This window comes from Agrobacterium sp. 22-223-1 (assembly GCF_053522385.1).
Genome location: NZ_JBNWCN010000003.1, coordinates 298,746 through 319,179, shown reverse-complemented (window position 1 = coordinate 319,179; position 20,434 = coordinate 298,746). Strand labels below are relative to the sequence as shown.

Here is a 20,434-nt window from a genome sequence, read left to right as displayed (position 1 = left end):
GGGGCCTCACTTATTATAGGGGTCGGCTGCATCGCGCAGGCCGTCGCCGAGCAGATTGAGCGCCATGACGGCAATGACGACAGCCACACCGGGCAGGAACAGCCAGGGTGCAGTCGCAATCGAGCGGATATTCTGCGCCTCGCGAAGCAGCACGCCCCAGGAAATGGTGGGCGGCTGGAGGCCGAGGCCGAGGAAGGACAGCGATGTTTCCGCAAGGATCATGGCCGGCACTGCAAGCGTGACCGAGGCGATGATATGGCTCGAAAAACTGGGCAGCATGTGGCGGAAGATGATGCGCCCTTCCGGCACGCCATCCAGCCTGGCCGCAGCCACGAATTCTTCGGTCCTGAGCGACAGGAACCGGCCGCGCACGACACGGGCAAGCTGCGCCCAGCCGGTCAGGGACAGGATGATGGTGATCATCATATATTGCAGTGTGGCAGGCCAGCCCTGCGGCAGGGCGGCGGCCAGCGCCAGCCAGATGGGAATCGTGGGCAGCGATAGCACGAAGTCGATCACGCGCTGCATGACGAAATCGATGCGACCGCCGTAATATCCCGAAATGCCTCCCAGAACGACGCCGAGCAGCAACGAGAAGAACACGCCGACAAGACCGATGGACAGGGAGACCTGCGCGCCCTGCACCACGCGGCTGAAAACATCGCGCCCGAGACGATCCGCGCCGAAGAGGAAGAGCGGGCGCGTTTTATCGGTGGAGGCCAGCAGGTGGATATCCGTGGTGAACAGCCCGAATACGGAATATTCGTAACCGCGACCGAAAAGCTGGACCGGAATTTTCTTCGCCGTATCTTCGACGAAGACCGCCGCCAGCGTTTCAGGATTGCGGGTCAGCTTCAGCGGATAATAATGCAGCCCAAGCGAGAAACCCTCGGTCCTATCGATGAAATGGACGCGCTGCGGCGGGTGGAATGTGGCCCGCGCATTCTGCAACACCGGATCGTTGATGGCGAAGAAGCCGGGCACCAGCGCGACAATGTACATGGCGATGGTGATGAACAGGGCGGCCATGGCCAGCTTGTGGCGCTTGAAGGCCCACCAGATGAGCTGCCACTGCGAGGCGACGGCGGCGCGGTCCTGCCGGGCATTGGTGGTCATGGTGATATCGCTCATGGCGCCCTCCTATTCGAGACGGATGCGCGGATCGACCAGCGCAAGCAGGATGTCGCTGATCAGCGATCCGATCAGCGTCAGCGCGCAGATCAACAGTACAAAAGCGCCAGCGAGATACATGTCCTGCGCCATCAGCGACTGCAAAAGCAGCGGCGCGGCCGTTGGCAGGTTGAGCACGATGGCGACAACCACGGAGCCCGAAATGAGATTGGGCAACAGCCATGCGATGGTGGAGATGAACGGATTGAGCGCAATTCTGAGCGGATATTTCGTCAGCAGCTTGAACTCCGACAAGCCTTTTGCCCGCGCGGTGGTGACATAGGGCTTGGGCAACTCATCCAGCATATTGGCGCGCATGACGCGGATGAGGCTTGCGGTGGAAGACACCGCGAGAATGGCGACCGGCAGCCAGATATGGGCCATGAGGTCCATCATCTTGGCGATGCTCCATGAGGCGGTCTCGTATTCGGCTGAAAACAGCCCGCCGACATCGGCCCCGAACTCCACCGCCGCGACATACATCAGCACCAGCGCCAGCAGGAACGAGGGTATGGAAAGGCCGAAGAAGGAAAAGGCGGTGAAAAGATAATCGCCAATCGAATATTTGCGCACGGCGGAGAAGACGCCGATGGGAAGCGCGATGGCCCAGGTTGCAAGAAGGCTTGCGATGGCCAGAACCAGCGTCAGCGCCATGCGCTCCCAGATGAGGCCTGAAACCGGCTGCTGCCATTCGAACGAAATGCCGAAATCACCGCGGCTGACGATGCCCCATATCCATTTCAGATATTGAACGATCATCGGGTCATCGAGGCCGAAACGTTCGCGCAGCTGCGCCGCCGTATTGTGGTCGATGACCTCGTTCGAGGCGGCCAGTGTGGCGATATAAGTCGTTACATAGTCGCCGGGCGGCAGCTGGATCAGGACAAAGGCAAGGAAACTGACGGCAAACAGGGACGGTATCATCCACAGCAGGCGTTTTACGATAAAAAGCAGCATGTCGTTCTCGCAATCACATTGTGCCGCACGCGCCGCCCTCCACCAAGGAGACGGCTGTGGGTGGTCGAAACAACCTGAGAGGCGTCGCCGCGTTGCGGCAGCGACGCCCATGTGGCGATATCAGCTTGTGAAGGTGAACTGTTGCGGCAGCGCCGGGCCGGGATTGGGCCAGGTCCAGCTGTCGGGTTCCGTTTCCGGCACATTGCGCAGATTGTTGCGGATGATGCCGAAACCGCCCACAGCAAGGCAGAGGCCGATTGTCTCGAACTCCTCCGCCGCAATGTCGAAAATCTGCTTCATCTTCTCGCCGCGCTTGGCAAGGTCGGCCGTCGAGCGCGCCTCATCGAACAGCTTGAAGCGCTGCTTCTGGCTTTCCGGCGGCTCTTCGCCCTTCTGGCCATTCGACGTGTACCAGAGCGCCCACGGAATGGCGTAACGCGACCCCTGCGGGTGGAAAGCGAAGAAATCGCGCGGATCGAGCATCGGATCGAGACCGCCGGGACCGGGCCAGACGGCGGCATCATGGGCGTTGTCATCGCCGCGTGTATAATAGAGCGCGCGTTCGATGGTGTTGACCTTGATGTCGACGCCGATCTGCGCCCATTGCGCCTTCACCAGTTCCAGCGCATCGACCAGATCGGGATAGAGCGTCGGGATGACGTCAATCGAGAAGAAGACGGGCTGGCCGTCAGGCCGCAACCGCATGCCGTTGCCGTTCTTCTTGTCGTAACCGGCTTTGTCGAGAAGCTCGTTTGCCTTGTCCGCATCGTATTCGGTGAATTGCCGCGCCAGCTTTTCATTATACCAGGGATGTGTCGGGCGTGGCCCGGCCTGATAGCCCTCGCTCTGGCCGAAATAGACGATGTCGATGATTTCCTGCCGGTTGAGCGCGATGGACAACGCCTGACGGAACGACTTGTCGGCAAACATCTTGCGCATCGCCGGGTCTTTGTGGGTGATGTTCAGGTAAATCTGGCACTGCTGTGCGGCAGACGGCACCAGCGTCAGCAGGCGGTAGTCACCCTTTTTCATGTTCTGAGACAGGGTCGGCTTGTTGGCAAGAACGCTGATATGGCGCTCCTGAATGTCGATCTTGCCGGAAATGACGTTCAGCATCAGCGATTCGACATCCTGCGAAATGCCGAAATTGATTTCGTCGATATAGGGCAACTGGTTGCCTTCGGTATCGACCTGCCAGAAGTAAGGGTTGCGGGTCATAACCACGCGTGTCGCACCGCCGGAATAGGGTTCTTTCACCACCCATGGATCAAGCGTCGGCTTGTCGACATTCGACCAGCGGGACGGAATTTCGATATCGCCGCATTTGGCGCGGAACAGCTCGGTCCAGCTGGAGACACCCGCCGCCTTCACATCGGCATCGAGCGCCGTGTTGTATTTCGGCAGGAACTTGCTGCAATAGTGTTTGGGAAACAGCGTCGGATGCTGGCCGAGCGGCGTGGCGAGGTTTTCGAGATAAAGCGCATTCGGCGCGGCGAATTTGAACTTTACCGTGAAATCGTCGACTTTTTCGACATCGACCGCCTTACCGGCCACGGAAAGCTGCGCCGGCGTGGCGCTGTAAAGTTCCTTGTTCTTGATGCAGTCCTCGATGGCGAACACCACGTCATCGGCGGTGAAGGGGTGGCCGTCCGACCATTTTGCGCCTTCCAGCAAATGGAAGGTGAATTGCGAGGCATCGTCGTTGACTTCCCATTTCACCGCAAGGTTCGGCAGAACCTCGGTGAAATCCATGTTCCAGCGGACAAGGCCCTGATTGCCGACCATGCGCAGGATGCCGTTATGGTCCGACGAACCGCGCAGGCCACGGCGCAATGTGCCGCCATAGGTGCCGATTTTCTCGTGCGGCGTCACCACCATCGGATTTTTCGGCAGACGTTCGGCCAAAGGCGGCAATTTGCCGTCCTTTACCAGCGCCTCCAGTTCCGGCGCCTGCTTGCCGGCGGCAGCCCGCGCCGAGGTCCCGATGACGGAAAGGGCGGCCACGCCGCCAACACCCGCCATAAAGGTTCGGCGCGTTACGCCCAGTGAAAATGCTTCGCCATCGCGCATCGACAATCCTCCCAAAAAATCACCGGCAGCGAGACGGCTTCCACCGAACCGCGACGGCCCTCCCGGCCAGCCAGCACGCCGATCCTCCATCGGCAGGGGCAGACCATATGAGCGTTTTCAGATGATTACAAGTATTGACAGATTTTTACATCTTTTTTATTTGTAGGCCGGTTTTCAGGATCAGGCTTAAAGAAAAAATCGGCAGGACAGCCCTCTCGCTCACAAAAACCCCGGTATTTCTGTTGCGATTGAAATGCAGGAAACCCATTAACTTCAGCGATTTGCAACGGAAGGGCTGCTGATGGACAATCACACTGCATCTGCCGCCGCTCGAGGCGAGACTCGGCTGAGCGACATCATCTACGAAAAAATCGTGGGCATGATTTCGGACGGGCGGTTTCCCGTGAACGAGCGGTTGCCATCGGAACAGAATCTGGCGTCGCTGTTTGGCGCGTCGCGGCCGGTTGTGCGGGAAGCGCTGGAGCGGCTTCGGAACGACGAGCTTATCGTTTCGCAAAAGGGATCCGGCTCCTATGTACGCCAGCAGCCGGATTCTTCCGTGTTGCAACAGGTGCCGGTCGGCTCGCTGGCCGACGTGCAGCGTTTTTTTGAGTTCAGGGCCGGATTGGAGGCTTCCGCGGCTGAGCTTGCGGCGCGCAACTGGCAGGCAGCGGACAGAGTGCGTATCGAGCAGGCGATAGCCGCGCTGGAACAGTGTCTCGAGCGCAACGATCTCGGCGCGGAGGAAGACTTCGCCCTGCACGAAGCCATCGCGAAGGCGAGCCATAACCAGTTCCACATCACGGTGCGGATCTGGTTCAAGCCCCATTTCGCCATCGGCCAGTCGGTGACACGCAGCCTCAGCCTCAAGCGGACGCCGCAGCATGTGCGCGAAGTCCAGAACGAGCACACGGCCATCGTGGAAGCGATTTTTGCGCGGCGTGAGCAGGCCGCGCATGACGCGATGAAAGACCACATATTGAAGGCGCGCGCCCGCATGTTTCAGGGCGTCGGCAGCTAGGCCGCACCCTGCAATGTCGAAAACAGAATCATAAAGGGCGGATGAGGGAGAGGAACCAGTGAGCCAGCCACACGTCATAGAACCGAAGCTCCGTTCCCTGATCGATACCCCGCTGAAGGTCGGCGAATCGCCTGCCTGGGACGAGCGAACCGGCGATCTGTGGTTCGTCGATATTCTCGCGCCTGCCATTTTTCGCCTGCATCCCGGTGGAAAACTCGACAGATACGACATGCCCGCCCAGGTGGGCTGTCTCGGCCTTTGCGACAATGGCTTGATCGTGGCGGGCCTCAAAACCGGTGTGCATCTTCTCGATCCCGCCAGCGGCAAGCTCGATCTTCTCTGCGATCCGGACGACGGGCGGCCGGACAGCCGCCTCAACGACGGAAAGGTCGGTCCGGACGGCCATTTCTGGGTGGGGACCCGCGACGAGGCCGCGATACAGACAGGCAATGCCCGCCTCTATCGCGTCGCCCCGGATGGCGGCATCGAATGCATCATCGATGGCAACATGTTCACATCGAACGGGCTTGCCTGGAGCCCGGACGGCAGGCGCATGTACCATTCCGACAGCAGCGGCCTCATGTATCAGGCGTTCGATTTCGATGTCGCGACCGGCAGGCTCGGCCCGGCCGAACGCCTGCACGATTTCGCGCCGGATGAAGGCAGGCCGGACGGTGCGGCGACTGATTGCGAAGGCTGTTACTGGAGCGCCGGCGTTCAGGCGGGACGTCTCAACCGCTTTTCACCGGACGGCGAATTGTTCGAGGTCTACAGGCTGCCGTTCAAGGGGCCGACCATGCCGTGTTTCGGCGGTCCAGACCTCAAGACGATCTACCTCACAAGTCTCGTCACCGAGACGGACGGAATAACCACCGCAGGCACGGTTGTCGCATTCGATGCCCCGGTCGCCGGCACGCCCGTTCACAAATTCTCCATCTGAAGATGACTTTTGATCTTAAGGAACCCAGTTGATGACGACATTCGATTTTCGCCAGGCCCTGCAGGGCATCTCCGGCGTTCCGGTAACGGCTTACGATGCAAGCGGCGAAGTGGAGACCGGTGTTACAGCCGAGGTTTACGCCCGCGTCGCGAAGGCAGGCATCCACAATATCGTTGCGGCGGGCAATACCGGCGAATTCTACGCCTTGACGCCCGCGGAAATTCTGAAGGTTTATGAGGCTGCGATAAAAGGCGTCAGCGGCAAAGCCCCGGTTACGGCGGCAATTGGCCGCTCGCAGCGCGAGGCGCTCTCCATGGCGCGTCAGGCAAAAGAAATGGGCGCATCCGCCGTCATGTCGCATCAGCCGGTCGACCCTTTTGCAGCCCCGCAATCGCAGATCGACTATTTTATCGGCCTTGCGGAGGGCAGCGAATTGCCGCTGGTCGCCTATGTCCGGGCGGACGGCTTTTCGGTCGATGACATGGTAAGGCTCGCCGGCCACCCGAATGTCGCCGGCATCAAGTTCGCGACGACCGACATCATGCTTCTGTCGCGCGCGATTGCCGCTTCCGATCCGAACGGCGCTCTATATGTCTGCGGACTGGCTGAAAGCTGGGCGCCTGCCTTCGCGTCGGTTGGCGCGCGCGGCTTCACATCCGGTCTCGTCAATGTCGCGCCGCAATTTTCCCTAAAGGTCCATGACGCTCTGACGGCCGGCGATTTCCCGGCCGCACGGAGGATTATCGAAAGGATCGAATTGTTCGAACGGCTGCGGACACGATATCGCAACGGCGCAAACGTGACCGTGGTGAAGGAAGCCATGGAAATTCTGGGGATGAAGGTTGGCCCCGTGCGTGCGCCGGGACTTGCCCGTCTGGACAAAGAAGACCGCGCAACACTCGAAGGACTGCTTGCCAGCTGGCGTTGATGGACGCCGTACCGGCAAGCTGCACGTTTTCGCTTTTATCAGATCATATGCCGGCCATGAGCCGGCATATGCTTTCCGGGCCTGATGGCTCAGCCGAACAGCGCAAGGCTGCTCTTCACGGTAACCCATACGCCCCACAGAAGCGGAATACCGACAGCAACCCAGGCAAGTGCCGCCTTGGTGTCCAGCCCGCCACGTCCGATGCCGAAGGAGCCTGTCGGGCCGGCATTGGCGGCCGCCGTCTTTGCCTGCAGCGTCGCGACCTCCGCATCCGACATGAACCACTTGTCCGAAAGCGGCCGCACGAAGGCATTGGCCACGAGGCCAATCGCCAGCATGCCCGCCAGAATATACATGGTGCTGGTGTAGAGCGCGGGTCCTGGCGCCACGCCCGCCGCGATCTGCGCCTCACGGATGTAGTTGACGACGACAGGGCCGGCGATGCCCGCAGTCGCCCACGCCGTCAGCAGGCGGCCGTGGATTGCGCCGACGAACTGGGTGCCGAAAATATCGGCGAGATAAGCGGGAATGGTCGCAAAACCACCGCCATACATCGACAGGATGATACCGAAGGCGAGAACGAAGAGCGCCTTGTTGCCCATCGTCGCAAGCGTCGGCGCCAGCGCATAAAGGATGATGCCGAGAATAAAGAAGCAGAAATAAGTGTTCTTGCGGCCGATCTTGTCGGACATCGACGCCCAGAAGAAGCGGCCGCCGATATTGAACAGGGAAAGCAGCCCGGTGAAACCGGCAGCAATCGCCGCGATCTGCGCCTTCTGCCCGGCATCGAGATCCGCAAATCCCACGCCGGGTAAGCCGATCAGCGAGCCCGCGAAGATTTCCTGCAGCATGGGCGAGGCCATGCCGATAACGCCGATACCCGCCGAAACGTTGAGGCACAGCACCGCCCAGATGAGCCAGAACTGCGGCGTCTTATGTGCATCGCGCAGATGCACGTGGCGATGGGTTATCATGGCGCTTTTGGCGGAAGGCGCGGTCCAGCCTTCCGGACGCCAGCCCGACGGCGGAATACGGTAACCGAAAGCGCCCGCCATCATGAAGACGAAATAGATCAGGGCCATGACCACGAAAGTCTGCCAGACGCCGACCGAAACATCCGTCTTGAAGTTGTTCATCAGCAGATTGGCGAGCGGCGCGCCGATCATCGCACCACCGCCAAACCCCATGATCGCCATGCCCGTCGCCATGCCGCGACGGTCCGGAAACCATTTGATCAGGGTCGATACGGGCGAAATATAGCCAAGGCCGAGGCCGATACCGCCGATGACACCGGCGCCCAGCCACATCAGCCACAGTTGATGCGTGATGACGCCGATTGCCGCCACCAGAATGCCGCCGCACCAGCAGCAGGCGGAAACGAAGCCGGCCTTGCGCGGTCCCACTCTTTCCAGCCAGCCGCCCCAGATGGCCGCCGAGCAGCCGAGAAGAACGAAGAAAAGCGTATAGATCCAGCCAAGATCGGCCACGCGCCAGTTGCACTCAGTGGTGAACAGCGCACCCAGAAGGGTAAGGCTGGAGCAACTGGGGTCCGTGGCCGGCAGAGCCTTCGACAGCGGTAGCCAGAACACGCTGAAGCCATAGGCCATGCCGATGCATAGATGAATGGCAAGGGCCGCCGGCGGCACCAGCCAGCGATTGAAACCCGGTCTTGCGATTATTCGTTCGCGGTCCAAAAAACCGGCTTGCGCCGCCTCTCCCGCTGTCGCACCTGCTACTGCCATTGACATTACCTCCCTCGTGGATGTCTGGACATGTCACGTTCGCCCCGCCGGGCAAACACCGATATCGCCGAACGTCCCCCGTCCGGCCGAAAGTGTGATTTTGCGGTCGCGCCGCTCAAGCCTCTGTGCTTTCCGGGACGCTCGGTTCCGAAAGGGACTCGCCAGCAATTGGTCCTTTGCCGCCCGGCGCGCCCTTCGCATCGTCGCCGAGGCCGACGGCATCGGCCGCCGGATCGTCGGGCCGCTTGATCTTCTTCGACGCGGCAAGCACAAGCGGCAGAAAATCACCGGCCCCGGCATTCACCATCTCGAAGAACCGGCGTCGCATGCGCGGTTCCCAGAACTTGTTGATGTGGGTGGCGACACCTTCGATGCGAATATCTTCCGGCTGCGACAGAAAAAACGTCGCGATCTGGTTCGCCATTCTCACCAGCTTTTCATCGGTGTGGTTGAGCAACATGACCCCTTCCCCCGCGCCGGCTGCTGGCCGACGCCTCTGTGTGTGACAAGGCCGGGCGCACCCGGCCCTCCTTATTCCGCCGCTTCGAGCTTGCCGCTGATCCGCCGCGAACGGCGGCCAAGCGCATCATATTCCTCCTGCCATTCCGTCGGCCCGTTGGAAGGCGATACCTGCACGGCGGTCACCTTGTATTCCGGGCAGTTGGTCGCCCAGTCGGAAAAGTCGGTAGTGATGACGTTCGCCTGCGTGCCGGGGTGGTGGAAGGTCGTATAGACCACGCCTGGCGCCACACGGTCGGTGATCAGCGCCCGCAGCGTCGTATCGCCCGACCGGCTGGCGAGCTTGATCCAGTCGCCATCCTTCACGCCGCGTTGTTCGGCATCGTGCGGATGGATTTCGAGCCGATCCTCCTCATGCCAGACGACGTTTTCCGTGCGCCGTGTCTGCGCGCCGACATTGTATTGCGACAGGATGCGGCCGGTGGTGAGCAACAGTGGGAACCGCGGACCGGTGCGTTCGTCCGTCGCCACATATTCGGTGCGGATGAACTTGCCCTTGCCGCGCACAAAACCATCCACATGCATGATCGGCGAACCATCCGGGAATTTCTCGTTGCAGGGCCACTGCACCGAGCCCTTCTCCTCCAGATAGTCGTAGGAAACACCGGCAAAGCTCGGTGTCGTCGCCGCGATCTCGTCCATGATCTCGGACGGGTGTGCGTAATTCCACGCAAGCCCCATAGCCTGCGCCAGCTTCTGCGTCACTTCCCAGTCGGCATAACCGTTCTTCGGGGACATAACCTTGCGGACGCGGTTGATGCGGCGCTCGGCATTGGTGAAGGTGCCGTCCTTTTCGAGGAAGGTGGACCCCGGCAGGAAGACATGGGCGTAATTTGCCGTCTCGTTCAGGAAGAGATCGTGCACCACGACACATTCCATCGCGGCGAGACCGGCCGAAACGTGCTTCGTATCCGGATCGGACTGGAGAATGTCCTCGCCCTGAATATAGATGCCCTTGAAGCTACCATCCACGGCCGCATCGAGCATGTTGGGAATACGCAGCCCCGGCTCGTTGTTAAGCTTCACGCCCCAGAGTTTCTCGAAGATGTCGCGCGTCGCATCGTCGGAAATATGCCGATAGCCCGGAAGCTCGTGCGGGAAAGACCCCATGTCGCACGAGCCCTGAACGTTGTTCTGACCGCGCAGCGGATTAACGCCTACACCGGGGCGGCCGATATTGCCGGTCGCCATGGCCAGATTGGCGATTGCCATCACCGTGGTAGACCCCTGGCTGTGTTCGGTGACACCGAGCCCGTAATAGATGGCGCCATTGCCACCCCTGGCATAAAGGCGTGCGGCACCGCGCACCTCTTCTGCCGGCACACCGGTGAAGTTTTCGGTTTCTTCCGGGCTATGCTGAGGCTCGGCGACGAAAGCGGCCCAATCCTCGAATTCCGACCAGTCGCAGCGCTCGCGAATGAAGGCTTCGTTGAACAGACCTTCCGTGACGATGACATGCGCAAGCGCCGTCAGCACCGCAACATTCGTTCCGGGCTTCAGCGGCAGGTGGAAGGACGCCTCCACATGCGGCGTGCGAACGAGATCGATACGGCGCGGATCGATGACGATCAGCTTCGCACCCTGTCGCAGCCGCTTCTTCAGCCGCGAGCCGAAAACAGGATGCCCATCCGTCGGATTGGCGCCGATCACGAGCACCACATCGGACTGCTCGATGCTATCGAAATTCTGCGTGCCGGCGGAGGTGCCGAAAGCCTGGCCGAGACCGTAGCCCGTCGGCGAATGGCAGACGCGGGCGCAGGTATCGACGTTGTTATTGCCGAAGCCGGCGCGGATGAGTTTCTGGACGAGGAAGGTTTCTTCGTTCGTGCAGCGGGACGAGGTGATGCCGCCGATGGATTCCCGGCCATACTGGCCCTGAATACGCCGGAACTCCGAGGCAACATGGGAGAAGGCCTCCTCCCATGTGACTTCCCGCCATGGATCGCTGATCTTTTCGCGGATCATCGGGTTGAGAATGCGGTCCCTGTGGGTGGCATAACCATAAGCGAAGCGGCCCTTGACGCAGGAATGGCCGCGATTGGCCTGCCCGTCCTTCCACGGCACCATGCGCACCAGCTCTTCACCGCGCATTTCCGCCTTGAAGGAGCAGCCGACGCCGCAATAGGCGCAGGTCGTGACCAGCGAATGCTCCGGCTGGCCGATCTCGATCACCGATTTCTCCGTCAGCGTCGCCGTCGGACAGGCCTGCACGCAGGCGCCGCAGGAAACGCAGTCGGAATCGAGGAACGCCTCATGCGCGCCGGGCGACACACGGCTTTCAAAACCTCGTCCTTCGATCGTCAGCGCGAAAGTGCCCTGCACTTCCTCACAAGCGCGCACGCAACGGGAGCAGACGATGCATTTGGAAGGATCATAGGTGAAATAGGGATTGCTTTCATCCTTCGGCATCCAGCGCGCGTTAAGATCGCCATCGCCAGTGCGGGCCTTGACGTGGTTGTCGCCTTCGTATCCGTAGCGCACATCGCGCAGGCCAACGGCGCCGGCCATATCCTGCAGTTCGCAATCGCCATTGGCGGCGCAGGTCAGACAGTCGAGCGGGTGATCGGAGATATAAAGCTCCATCACGCCCTTGCGGATCTGCTTCAGCCGCTCCGTCTGCGTGTGCACGACGAGACCGGGGGCGACGGGCGTGGTGCAGGAGGCGGGGGTGCCGTTGCGGCCCTCCACCTCGATCAGACAGAGGCGGCAGGAGCCGAAGGCATCCACCATGTCGGTGGCGCAGAGTTTTGGAACATCGATACCCGCTTCGCGCGAGGCGCGCATGATCGAGGTTCCCGCAGGCACAGTCACCTGCCTGCCGTCGATGGTGAGCGTCACCATATCCGTTGCGTGGGATTTGGGGGTTCCATAGTCGAATTCTGTTACAAGGGCCATGGTGTTACTCCGCCGCTTCAACACGTGGGATGGGGGCAAAATCATCAGGGAAATGCCGGAGTGCGCTCATGACGGGATAGGGCGTGAAACCGCCGAGCGCACAGAGCGAACCGAATTTCATGGTTTCGCAGAGGTCTGCGAGGAGTGCCGTATTTTTCTCCGGCTCGATGCCGAGCGCGATCCTGTCCACCGTCTCGACGCCGCGTGTGGAGCCGATGCGACAGGGCGTGCACTTGCCGCAGCTTTCGACGGCGCAGAATTCGAGCGCGAACCGGGCCTGATGCAGCATATCGGCGGTATCGTCGAAAACCACGATGCCGGCATGGCCGATCAGGCCACCGGCGGCCGTGAAGGCTTCATAGTCGAAGATCGTGTCGAACAGCGAAACCGGGAAATAAGCCCCGAGCGGCCCGCCCACCTGCACCGCCTTGACCGGGCGGCCGGTGATCGTGCCGCCACCGATATCATTGATCAGCTGCCCGAGCGGCAGGCCGAAGGCGGTCTCGTAAAGCCCGCCATGCCGGATGTTTCCGGCAAGCTGGATGGGAATGGTGCCATGCGAGCGGCCGACGCCGAAATCGCGATAAAACGCCGCGCCGCGATCCATGATGACCGGAATAGAGGCGAGCGAAATCACATTGTTGACGACGGTGGGCCTGCCGAACAAGCCCTGCAAAGCAGGAAGCGGCGGCTTGGCGCGCACGGTTCCGCGCTTGCCCTCCAGACTGTTCAGAAGCGAGGTTTCCTCGCCGCAGACATAGGCGCCGGCACCCATGCGCACTTCGAGATCGAAGGCCCGCCCGGAACCAAGCACGGATGGGCCAATGATGCCTTCGCGGCGGGCGATTGCGATTGCCTGCTCCATGACCTTGATGGCGTAAGGATATTCCGAGCGCGTATAGATGAAACCTTTCGTCGCGCCGACGGCGAGGCCGGCAATCGCCATGCCTTCGATCAGCACGAAGGGATCGCCTTCCATGATCATGCGGTCGGCGAAGGTGCCGCTATCGCCCTCATCGGCATTGCAGACGATATATTTCTGGTCGGCCACCGCATCGGCGACGGTCTTCCATTTGATACCGGTCGGGAAACCCGCGCCGCCGCGTCCGCGCAGGCCGCTTTCGGTCACTTGCGCAACGATATCGGCCGGCGCCATGGCGACGGCTTTTTCGAGGCCTTTCAAGCCCTGATAGGCGCGGTAATCCGCAAGCGACAATGGATCGGTAACGCCGCAGCGGGCAAATGTCAGGCGCGTCTGGCTTTTCAGGAACGGAATGTCCTTCGTCGGCCCGAGACAGAGACGATGCTCGCCGCCGGTGAGAAAACCCGCATCGAAAAGTGAAGCAACGTCGCTGGCCTTGACCGGCCCATAGGCAATACGGCCATGTTCGGTGCGCACTTCCACCAGCACTTCAAGCCAGAGCATGCCGCGCGAGCCATTGCGGACAATATGAACCTCGAGGTTGCGGCTGGCCGCCTCGCGGCCGATTGCTTCGGCGACACGGTCTGCGCCAACGGCAAGCGCGGCGGAATCGCCTGGAACAAAAACGGTGACACTCATCGGCACGCCTCCGCCAGAATGTCGCCAAGACAGTGCTCATCCAGTCGCGCATGAAGCTCGCCATCCAGCATCAGCGCGGGCGCCTGTGCGCAAAGCCCGAGACAGAAAACCGGCTCCAGCGTGACGGAACCGTCGGCTGCGGTTTCGTGCCAGTCAAGGCCGAGCCGGTTCTTGATGGTTTCCGCAAGAGGCTCGCCACCCATCGACTGGCAAGCCTCGGCGCGACAGAGCTTCAGCACATGCCGGCCGGAAGGATGATCTCGAAAATCGGGATAGAAGGTCACGACGCCATGGACCTCGGCGCGCGATATATTCAGCGCGGATGCGACGATCTGCTTGGCGCTTTCCGGTATGTAGCCGAATTCTTCCTGCACCGCGTGCAGAATGGGCAGCAATGGCCCCTCCAGGTGGAGAAGTTCGTCAATGATGGCGGAAACACGAGCCGCCTCATCTGCGGCAACCGCACGGATATTCATAAGCCAGTCCTCCCAAACCGACAGGGGCAGGTATGGCGAACGGCACATGTTTCAGTGTCAGCGCAGCCCCTGCATGGTTCGGGAGAATGGCGAGGTCGGCCGGATCAGGTCAATAATGTGTTTTCGTCAACCGATAGGAAATTCCTATCAAAAGCCATCGCCGCTGCGCGCTGACGCGCCTCATGAAGAAGCGCAGAAACGAGTGGCGTGTGCGGTTCACGATAGGTCGCGATCAGCCCCACTAGGTGCTCCGCATCCGGCTCGGTAATCGGTATCATTCTGATCTGTTTTGGAAAACCGAATGATTCCGCTATGTTACGCGGCATTATTGAAGCCCATTGTCCGGTTCGGATATGCGAAAACAGCACAATCATGGAGTTGGACTCCAATGTCGGCTTCACCTCAACGCCCGCTTCAGCCATATGCTTGTTGATGATGCGGCGGTTCTGCATATCCGAAGTCAATAGGCATAACCTAAGACCTGAAACCTGCTTCCAGGTAACGCTTTCCTGATCGGCGAGCGGCGTTCCGGCTGCTGCAATCAGGTGATATCGCTCCGAATAGAGCGGTACCGTGGTCACTCGGCCAAGAGGTTCATTGTCGAGATAGCTGATTCCCGCATCGATCTCGAGGTTTTCGATCTGGCTCAGGACCTGAAGCGAGGTGCGTGACGTCACGGAAAAGGTCACGTCGGGATGCCGCGCCTGAAAGGATTCCGTCAATCGCGGCACCATCGCAAGGGCCGTCGGAATGACCGCAAGGCGGATGTGGCCCGCCAGACCCTTGCGCGCCGCACGCATTTCCTCACGCATGGTGCGCGTATCGGCGACGATGCGACGCGCCCATTCGAGAACACGCTGGCCCTCCGGTGTCAGCCCCTGATAACGCGCCGCACGCACCACAAGAACGACACCAAGCTGGTCCTCCAGCTGCCGGATCGCGGCCGAGAGACTGGGTTGGGAAACGCCGCACTCCTCTGCCGCGCGGCCAAAATGCCCTGCGCGCGCCAATGCAATGAAAAATTCCAGCTTGTCGATCATGCGTCCTCCCGCGTCGCTCGCGACCCTGCGATGGTGCGAGCAGGAGAACACTAGAACGAGGCGGGGAAGCCCGCAAATGAATGCCGTTGTTTTCCTGAAACCGCACGGGGTGGCGAGACTGGATTCCATCAGGCACGGGCAGTCATGGGCGCGACGTTCGGTCAACCACTCCAACCGCACTGGACGCAGCTTTATCGCGGCATTGACCCATCCGTCGTTTCGCCTGACCTGCCGCACAGCGCCGGGAAACGAAACCAATCGTCATCGCCGCCGCGATGCCCTACCCTCTCATTTTCTCGAGTTTGCGGCGGCAGGCAAAAGGTATTCGGCGCTTCAGCCGCAGGAACCTTCACTCGCCATCCGGCTTGATGAAGTCGGTCATCGGAGGCGCCTTGAGGACGAACTGGCGATCCGAGCTGATGTAATTATCGGCATGCAGGCGCGCGATGGGCTGATATCGGTCCGGATCGACATAACGCCCTTCCGCATCGAGGCAATCCTTGTGGACATGCATGTGCACCACTTCCCCCAGAACAAGGGTACGGCGTGGATAATCGATCAGGCGCTCCACACGGCATTCGAACGCGCAGGGCGATTCCGCCGCAAAGCTTGCATCGATCTTGCTGCAGGGCATGGCCGTCAGTCCGGCAATCGAAAGTTCATCGACCTCGCTGTCGAAACCGAGGCCGCAAACGAGCATCTGTTCGGACAGAGCCATATCGACCATGTTGATGACGAATTCGCCAGTGCGACGAATATTGGCCATCGTATCCTTCTCCTCGCCCGTCACACGCGGCTGGATGCCGAGAACAACGATCGGCGGATCATGGGAGAAAACGTTGAAAAAGCTCATCGGCGCGGCATTGTTGTGACCAGCGGCCGAGCGCGTCGTGACAAGCGCTATCGGCCGTGGACCGATAAAATTGGTCAACAAACGATAACGGCTTTGCGGCTCAAGCGCGGTAAAATCGAATTCCATGGGAGCACCTGATTTATTGTATACAATAATATTTCATATTGCAGACAATTACTCAATCGTCCTCCTCACGGGATAGCCGATTTTGCTGTATCGCATTTGCGAGCAAGGGAGGAGCAGCAAGCCAGAACGCATTCTCCAACCCAATGGACGGAGCCGCCATCCACGCATCGACTATAGGCGCAAAAACTCCCCGGCCTGGAGGGGTCCGGGGAGTAAACCTGACATCATGTCAGGAACTTTGACTGGAGCTAGTGACTCACCCGTTCGGAAACGGGGTGGATCTGAGTTGTCTAACCCTACTATGCTTTTTGTAGACTATTAGAACGCGCGCTCGAGACGAACGAAACCGGTCCAGCTGTCGCCAGCACCACTGTCGCGACCTTCGCGGCCGTCGACGTCCTGATAGGTCACCGCAACCTTCGTGGAGAGGCCGGAAGTGATCTTGTAGCCAGCAGCGACGCCAGCACGCCATGCATCGCGGTTGCCTACGAAGTCGTTGTTTGCGCCGATGTCGATCGTGCCAAAATACTGGAAGCCGGGGGTGATTGTCAGCTTATCGGTTGCCTTGATGGCGTATTCAGCTGCAACGGACCATTCGGATTCTTCGTAGTAGTAGTTGGCGCCGGAAGCCCATACGCCGGAGAGGCCGAGAGTGCCCGGACCGATGTCAGCCGTGAGGATTGCACGGATTGCACCGTTTTCCTGGTTGGTGTCGTACGCGCCTAGCAGGTTGGCCTTAACGCCGCCGAACTTGCCGCCGATGATAGCACTGACGCCGACATCGTTCGTGTTGGTCTTGAACTTGCCACCCTTTGAAACGCCAAGCTCTGATGTACCCTTGCGCGAGCCTTCCAGCTCTTCAGTAGCGGCACCAACGTAGAAGGAGCCGGCGTCGTAGGTGTAACGGATGGCGTTCAGACGGGTGCGGTTGGAGCTGAGCTGGTCATACTCGCCAGAGAGACCGTCATCCCACCAGTTGTAGTAAAAACCGACCTTCAGGCCGCTGAGTTCGATGAAAGCCTGATCGAGAACGATGTTACGGTCGGTGTCGTTGTCGGCCTGGCCGCGCAGACCGATGTAGCCGCGCAGAGCGCCGAGTTCAGTGTCGGTGCGGGTGTCGATGTTGAACTGACCGCGCGTCGCAGCATCCCAGTCGGAAGTGCCGGACTGGTTGCGACCGAAGTCCGTCTGGAAACGGACGTAACCGTCGAACTTCAGGCAGGTTTCGGTGCCGGGGATGTAGAAGAAGCCGGTGCCGAAAGCGTCGCAGACGCGAACATATTCCATGGCTTCCGGCTCGGCAGCGACGATGGCGTCAGCGGCCTGTGCGCCGGATACTGCTGCGAGAGCCGCAGCGGAGCCGATGAGAAGGCTCTTGATGTTCATTTGTAATCTCCAGTCAAAAATTTTTCAACGAATGCGCAAATTTGAGGGCTGGTCTTTCCCTGCCGCCCGCTTCCCTGCGCTGATTCAGCAAATGACAGAAGTTGCCGCAGACTCGCAATTTAAATCGACAAAATACAAATACAGACAAAGTACACAATTCAATTTCGTAGTAAAATTACAACAATTTAATAGTTTAAAATATAATATTTCTTATTATTATTTCAAAATAATAGAATTTATTACTTTTAAATATTGTCTTCAATTAATAAATTATAAGACACAAAAACAACAAACGCTCCAGTCAGGATCGGGAAGCGTCAACACGCGCGGGCATGGGGAAGCAAAGTGGTTTTCATCGAGGAAGAAGAAAGGATGCAGGCCGCAAAACGTCCGCCCGGCCTCTCCCTGTAAACCATATCTGGACGATCTGAAACAACCGGTCGCCCGAGGCAGCCTATAGGCGGTGTTCGGATAAGCCGGTCGCGAATATCGTCGTCTTCGCCAGCATGTCTTCGATCGCCTCTGCCGGCACCGGGCGACTGAAGTAATAACCCTGACCGTAGGGGCAGCCGGCATCACGCAGAAATGTCGCCTGCTCGCCGGCTTCCACACCTTCGGCAATAACATCGATGCCGAGAGATCCGGCAAGCTGGATCATGATCGAGACGATGGCGCTGTCCTTGGTCTTTTCCGGCAGATGGGTCAGGAACGAGCGGTCTATCTTCATGCAGGACAGCGGGAATGTCTTGAGCATGCCGAGGCAGGAATAACCGATACCGAAATCATCCAGCGCCAGACTGACACCCATCTGTTTGATGGCCCGCATGATCCGCACCGATGTTTCGACATCCTGAATGATGAGCGTCTCGGTGATTTCGATTTCCAGCAGGGATGGCGCAAGGCCGGTTTCCTTGAGCACCGACCTGATCTGCTGCACCAGCCCGCCCTGAAACTGCCGCGGAGAGATATTGACCGCCATTTTGACGGGCGACAGGCCGCCGGCGGCCCATGCCTGTGCCTGACGACAGGCCTTTTCGAGAATGCTTTCTCCGAGTTCGACGATGAGCCCGGTTTCTTCCGCAAGCCCGATGAATTCCGCAGGACCGAGCAGACCTTCCGTGGGGTGCTGCCAGCGCACCAGCGCCTCTACGCCGCTGATCCGGCCGCTGACAAGATCGACCTGCGGCTGGAAGTGTAGGACAAACTCGTCTCTCTTTACCGCCTTTCGCAGTTCCTCGATGCGGGTGAACTTCTTTCTCAGATCATCCGCCATATTCGGGGTGAAGGTGGCAATGCTGTCGCGCCCGGTATGTTTGGCCTCATACATGGCGAGATCGGCCGCCGCGACGATTTCCGCCGTGGTTTCCCCATGCTCCGGAAAAAAGGCCATGCCGATGCTACAGGTGACCTTGATATCGTAATTGCCGATACGCAATGGCTGCGAGACAGCGGCGCGGATGCGCTGCAGGCGGTTTTCGACATCGTCCCTGCGCTCTTCGAGAATGATGACGAACTCGTCGCCGCCCACCCTGAGAACGAGATCGTTCTTCCGGAGGCTTTTCGCAATGCGCTCGGCGGTTTTCGACAGCAACGCGTCGCCGATGCTGTGGCCGAGCGTATCGTTGATCTGCTTGAAATTGTCGAGATCGAGAAAACCGATACCGACCCTTCGGTTCGCCTTTGCCGCCGCCGCCAGTATTTCCGGCAGTCTCGTATCGAGGAAACGGCGGTTCGGCAGCCGGGTCAGCATGTCGTGATCCGCCAGGAAGGCGATATGTTCCGCCGCCCTTTTGCGGTCGATCGCCAGCCCCGCCATGCGCGCCGCCGCACCTATGAATTCCACCAGCGCCGCATCCGGCTGGCGGCCGGCCAGCATGCACCAGACGAAACCATGCGCCTTGCCCTCGCTGGCGGGAATATCGACACTGAAGGCCATGTGTTCTGCCGGCTGGATAAGGCTCTCAGGATCGCTGACACTGGAGACAAGTGCGACCAGCCCCTCCTGCTGCGCAAGCGCCGGCGAGGCGTAAACGGAAGGTTCCCCTTCCGCCGCATCGAACACCCGCACCGCGCAGGCCAGTCCGGTCGCGAGATTTTCGATGGCCTTGACGAATTCCTCAAGAAAATCCTCGATACGCGCTGCCGCGACGATCATTTCCAGAATATGCGCCTGCGCCTGAAGCAGTCTTTCCGAGGCCTTTTTCTGGGTTATGTCCCGCGAGGCGCCGACCACGCCGATGATGTTGCCGGCCTTGTCCTTCAGCGGCACGCGCGACATCATGAGCCAGCGGTCGATATCCCCGCGCATGGCGCGCTCTTCGTAACCGAGATCCGGTTCGCCGGTGCGCATCACTCGCGCCTCGGTATCGGGAATGCCGGCACGCCGCGCCGCTTCGCCGTGAATATCGTAGTCGGTGAGCCCGATCAGTTGCTCGACCGTGTCAAAGCCGTTTTCGGTGACGATGGCGCGATTGGCAAAAAGAAAGCGCCCTTCCAGATCCTTGGCATAGATAAAATCCGGCACGTGGTCGATCATCGCTTCCAGAAGCGCGTGCCGGTCGGAAGGATTGCTGTTTTCGCTCATGTCACGAGTGGCGGACGGGGTGACATCGCGCTTTTTTCGCGACATCCGGTTTTCTTCGGGTGTCTTCGGGCCTTTGGAACGCACCTCTCCGCCTCATCATTTTATAAGGAAGCAGAATAGTAGGATTATACGTATTATATAAATATGAACAACGGCGGGAGATTGC

General features: G+C 59.8%; 16 protein-coding genes. 4 read left to right on the top strand and 12 right to left on the bottom strand.

Annotation, left to right across the window (positions count from 1 at the left end; all coding sequences use genetic code 11):
- Nucleotides 1–6: 6 nt before the first annotated feature.
- The 3 genes from ACQZ60_RS16830 to ACQZ60_RS16820 form a co-directional block, all read right to left on the bottom strand.
- The gene (locus ACQZ60_RS16830; RefSeq protein ID WP_448735676.1) at nt 7–1,131 is read right to left on the bottom strand and encodes an ABC transporter permease; all 1,125 of its coding nucleotides are present in this window, start codon (nt 1,129–1,131) and stop codon (nt 7–9) included.
- Nucleotides 1,132–1,140: 9 nt separating this feature from the next.
- Nucleotides 1,141–2,127 (bottom strand): ABC transporter permease, encoded by a 987-nt coding sequence (locus tag ACQZ60_RS16825; RefSeq protein WP_003521681.1) that lies wholly within the window; start codon nt 2,125–2,127, stop codon nt 1,141–1,143.
- Between the two features lie 120 nt (nt 2,128–2,247).
- The gene (locus ACQZ60_RS16820; RefSeq protein WP_035260480.1) at nt 2,248–4,197 is read right to left on the bottom strand and encodes an ABC transporter substrate-binding protein; all 1,950 of its coding nucleotides are present in this window, start codon (nt 4,195–4,197) and stop codon (nt 2,248–2,250) included.
- A gap of 301 nt (nt 4,198–4,498) precedes the next feature.
- On the opposite strand from ACQZ60_RS16820, the gene ACQZ60_RS16815 reads away from it, so the two are divergent.
- From ACQZ60_RS16815 to ACQZ60_RS16805, 3 genes are read left to right on the top strand one after another with little or no spacing between them, the layout of a single operon-like run.
- The gene (locus tag ACQZ60_RS16815; RefSeq protein ID WP_003521683.1) at nt 4,499–5,218 is read left to right on the top strand and encodes a FadR/GntR family transcriptional regulator; all 720 of its coding nucleotides are present in this window, start codon (nt 4,499–4,501) and stop codon (nt 5,216–5,218) included.
- Between the two features lie 58 nt (nt 5,219–5,276).
- Nucleotides 5,277–6,158, top strand: coding sequence for an SMP-30/gluconolactonase/LRE family protein (locus ACQZ60_RS16810; RefSeq protein WP_080858062.1), 882 nt, complete (start codon nt 5,277–5,279; stop codon nt 6,156–6,158).
- 31 nt (nt 6,159–6,189) lie between these two features.
- Nucleotides 6,190–7,086 carry a dihydrodipicolinate synthase family protein gene (locus ACQZ60_RS16805; RefSeq protein WP_448735675.1) on the top strand — a complete coding sequence of 299 codons (897 nt, stop codon included), beginning with the start codon at nt 6,190–6,192 and terminating at the stop codon, nt 7,084–7,086.
- Nucleotides 7,087–7,175: 89 nt separating this feature from the next.
- On the opposite strand, the gene ACQZ60_RS16800 is transcribed toward ACQZ60_RS16805, so the two are convergent.
- The 8 genes from ACQZ60_RS16800 to ACQZ60_RS16765 all read right to left on the bottom strand — a co-directional run bounded on the left by ACQZ60_RS16800 (nt 7,176) and on the right by ACQZ60_RS16765 (nt 17,684).
- Entirely contained in the window at nt 7,176–8,828 is a 1,653-nt protein-coding gene (locus tag ACQZ60_RS16800; RefSeq protein ID WP_003521686.1) for an OFA family MFS transporter, read from the bottom strand.
- A 115-nt stretch (nt 8,829–8,943) separates the two neighbouring features.
- On the bottom strand, nt 8,944–9,288 hold the full coding sequence (locus tag ACQZ60_RS16795; RefSeq protein ID WP_448735674.1) for a formate dehydrogenase subunit delta: 345 nt from the start codon (nt 9,286–9,288) through the stop codon (nt 8,944–8,946).
- Between the two features lie 71 nt (nt 9,289–9,359).
- Nucleotides 9,360–12,242, bottom strand: coding sequence for a formate dehydrogenase subunit alpha (fdhF, locus tag ACQZ60_RS16790; RefSeq protein WP_448735673.1), 2,883 nt, complete (start codon nt 12,240–12,242; stop codon nt 9,360–9,362).
- A 4-nt stretch (nt 12,243–12,246) separates the two neighbouring features.
- On the bottom strand, nt 12,247–13,803 hold the full coding sequence (locus ACQZ60_RS16785) for a formate dehydrogenase beta subunit (RefSeq protein WP_174013310.1): 1,557 nt from the start codon (nt 13,801–13,803) through the stop codon (nt 12,247–12,249).
- Nucleotides 13,800–14,279 (bottom strand): formate dehydrogenase subunit gamma, encoded by a 480-nt coding sequence (locus ACQZ60_RS16780; protein ID WP_448735672.1) that lies wholly within the window; start codon nt 14,277–14,279, stop codon nt 13,800–13,802. Before ACQZ60_RS16780 ends, ACQZ60_RS16785 begins: the two co-directional genes overlap by 4 nt.
- 104 nt (nt 14,280–14,383) lie before the next feature.
- On the bottom strand, nt 14,384–15,319 hold the full coding sequence (locus ACQZ60_RS16775) for a LysR family transcriptional regulator (protein WP_003521693.1): 936 nt from the start codon (nt 15,317–15,319) through the stop codon (nt 14,384–14,386).
- A gap of 349 nt (nt 15,320–15,668) precedes the next feature.
- Complete coding sequence (locus ACQZ60_RS16770) at nt 15,669–16,298, bottom strand: flavin reductase family protein (RefSeq protein ID WP_448735671.1); 630 nt, start codon at nt 16,296–16,298, stop codon at nt 15,669–15,671.
- Nucleotides 16,299–16,616: 318 nt separating this feature from the next.
- On the bottom strand, nt 16,617–17,684 hold the full coding sequence (locus tag ACQZ60_RS16765; RefSeq protein ID WP_142845729.1) for a porin: 1,068 nt from the start codon (nt 17,682–17,684) through the stop codon (nt 16,617–16,619).
- Between ACQZ60_RS16765 and ACQZ60_RS16760 the strand changes: the two genes are divergently transcribed.
- Nucleotides 17,677–18,144 (top strand): hypothetical protein, encoded by a 468-nt coding sequence (locus ACQZ60_RS16760; RefSeq protein ID WP_448735670.1) that lies wholly within the window; start codon nt 17,677–17,679, stop codon nt 18,142–18,144. The two genes, ACQZ60_RS16765 and ACQZ60_RS16760, sit on opposite strands and share 8 nt — an antisense overlap.
- On the opposite strand, the gene ACQZ60_RS16755 is transcribed toward ACQZ60_RS16760, so the two are convergent.
- A complete protein-coding gene (locus ACQZ60_RS16755; protein ID WP_448735669.1) occupies nt 18,139–20,313 on the bottom strand; it encodes a putative bifunctional diguanylate cyclase/phosphodiesterase in 2,175 nt (724 codons plus the stop codon). The two genes, ACQZ60_RS16760 and ACQZ60_RS16755, sit on opposite strands and share 6 nt — an antisense overlap.
- Between the last annotated feature and the right edge of the window lie 121 nt (nt 20,314–20,434).

Excerpts from the sequence above, each read along its gene's own strand:
- ACQZ60_RS16770 (WP_448735671.1), bottom strand. The coding sequence starts at position 16,298 with ATGGAATTCGATTTTACCGCGCTTGAGCCGCAAAGCCGTTATCGTTTG.
- ACQZ60_RS16825 (WP_003521681.1), bottom strand. The coding sequence starts at position 2,127 with ATGCTGCTTTTTATCGTAAAACGCCTGCTGTGGATGATACCGTCCCTG.
- ACQZ60_RS16785 (WP_174013310.1), bottom strand. The coding sequence starts at position 13,803 with ATGAGTGTCACCGTTTTTGTTCCAGGCGATTCCGCCGCGCTTGCCGTT.
- fdhF (WP_448735673.1), bottom strand. The coding sequence starts at position 12,242 with ATGGCCCTTGTAACAGAATTCGACTATGGAACCCCCAAATCCCACGCA.
- ACQZ60_RS16820 (WP_035260480.1), bottom strand. The coding sequence starts at position 4,197 with ATGCGCGATGGCGAAGCATTTTCACTGGGCGTAACGCGCCGAACCTTT.
- ACQZ60_RS16830 (WP_448735676.1), bottom strand. The coding sequence starts at position 1,131 with ATGAGCGATATCACCATGACCACCAATGCCCGGCAGGACCGCGCCGCC.
- ACQZ60_RS16795 (WP_448735674.1), bottom strand. The coding sequence starts at position 9,288 with ATGTTGCTCAACCACACCGATGAAAAGCTGGTGAGAATGGCGAACCAG.
- ACQZ60_RS16760 (WP_448735670.1), top strand. The coding sequence starts at position 17,677 with ATGTTCATTTGTAATCTCCAGTCAAAAATTTTTCAACGAATGCGCAAA.
- ACQZ60_RS16755 (WP_448735669.1), bottom strand. The coding sequence starts at position 20,313 with ATGTCGCGAAAAAAGCGCGATGTCACCCCGTCCGCCACTCGTGACATG.
- ACQZ60_RS16805 (WP_448735675.1), top strand. The coding sequence starts at position 6,190 with ATGACGACATTCGATTTTCGCCAGGCCCTGCAGGGCATCTCCGGCGTT.
- ACQZ60_RS16765 (WP_142845729.1), bottom strand. The coding sequence starts at position 17,684 with ATGAACATCAAGAGCCTTCTCATCGGCTCCGCTGCGGCTCTCGCAGCA.
- ACQZ60_RS16800 (WP_003521686.1), bottom strand. The coding sequence starts at position 8,828 with ATGGCAGTAGCAGGTGCGACAGCGGGAGAGGCGGCGCAAGCCGGTTTT.
- ACQZ60_RS16815 (WP_003521683.1), top strand. The coding sequence starts at position 4,499 with ATGGACAATCACACTGCATCTGCCGCCGCTCGAGGCGAGACTCGGCTG.
- ACQZ60_RS16775 (WP_003521693.1), bottom strand. The coding sequence starts at position 15,319 with ATGATCGACAAGCTGGAATTTTTCATTGCATTGGCGCGCGCAGGGCAT.
- ACQZ60_RS16780 (WP_448735672.1), bottom strand. The coding sequence starts at position 14,279 with ATGAATATCCGTGCGGTTGCCGCAGATGAGGCGGCTCGTGTTTCCGCC.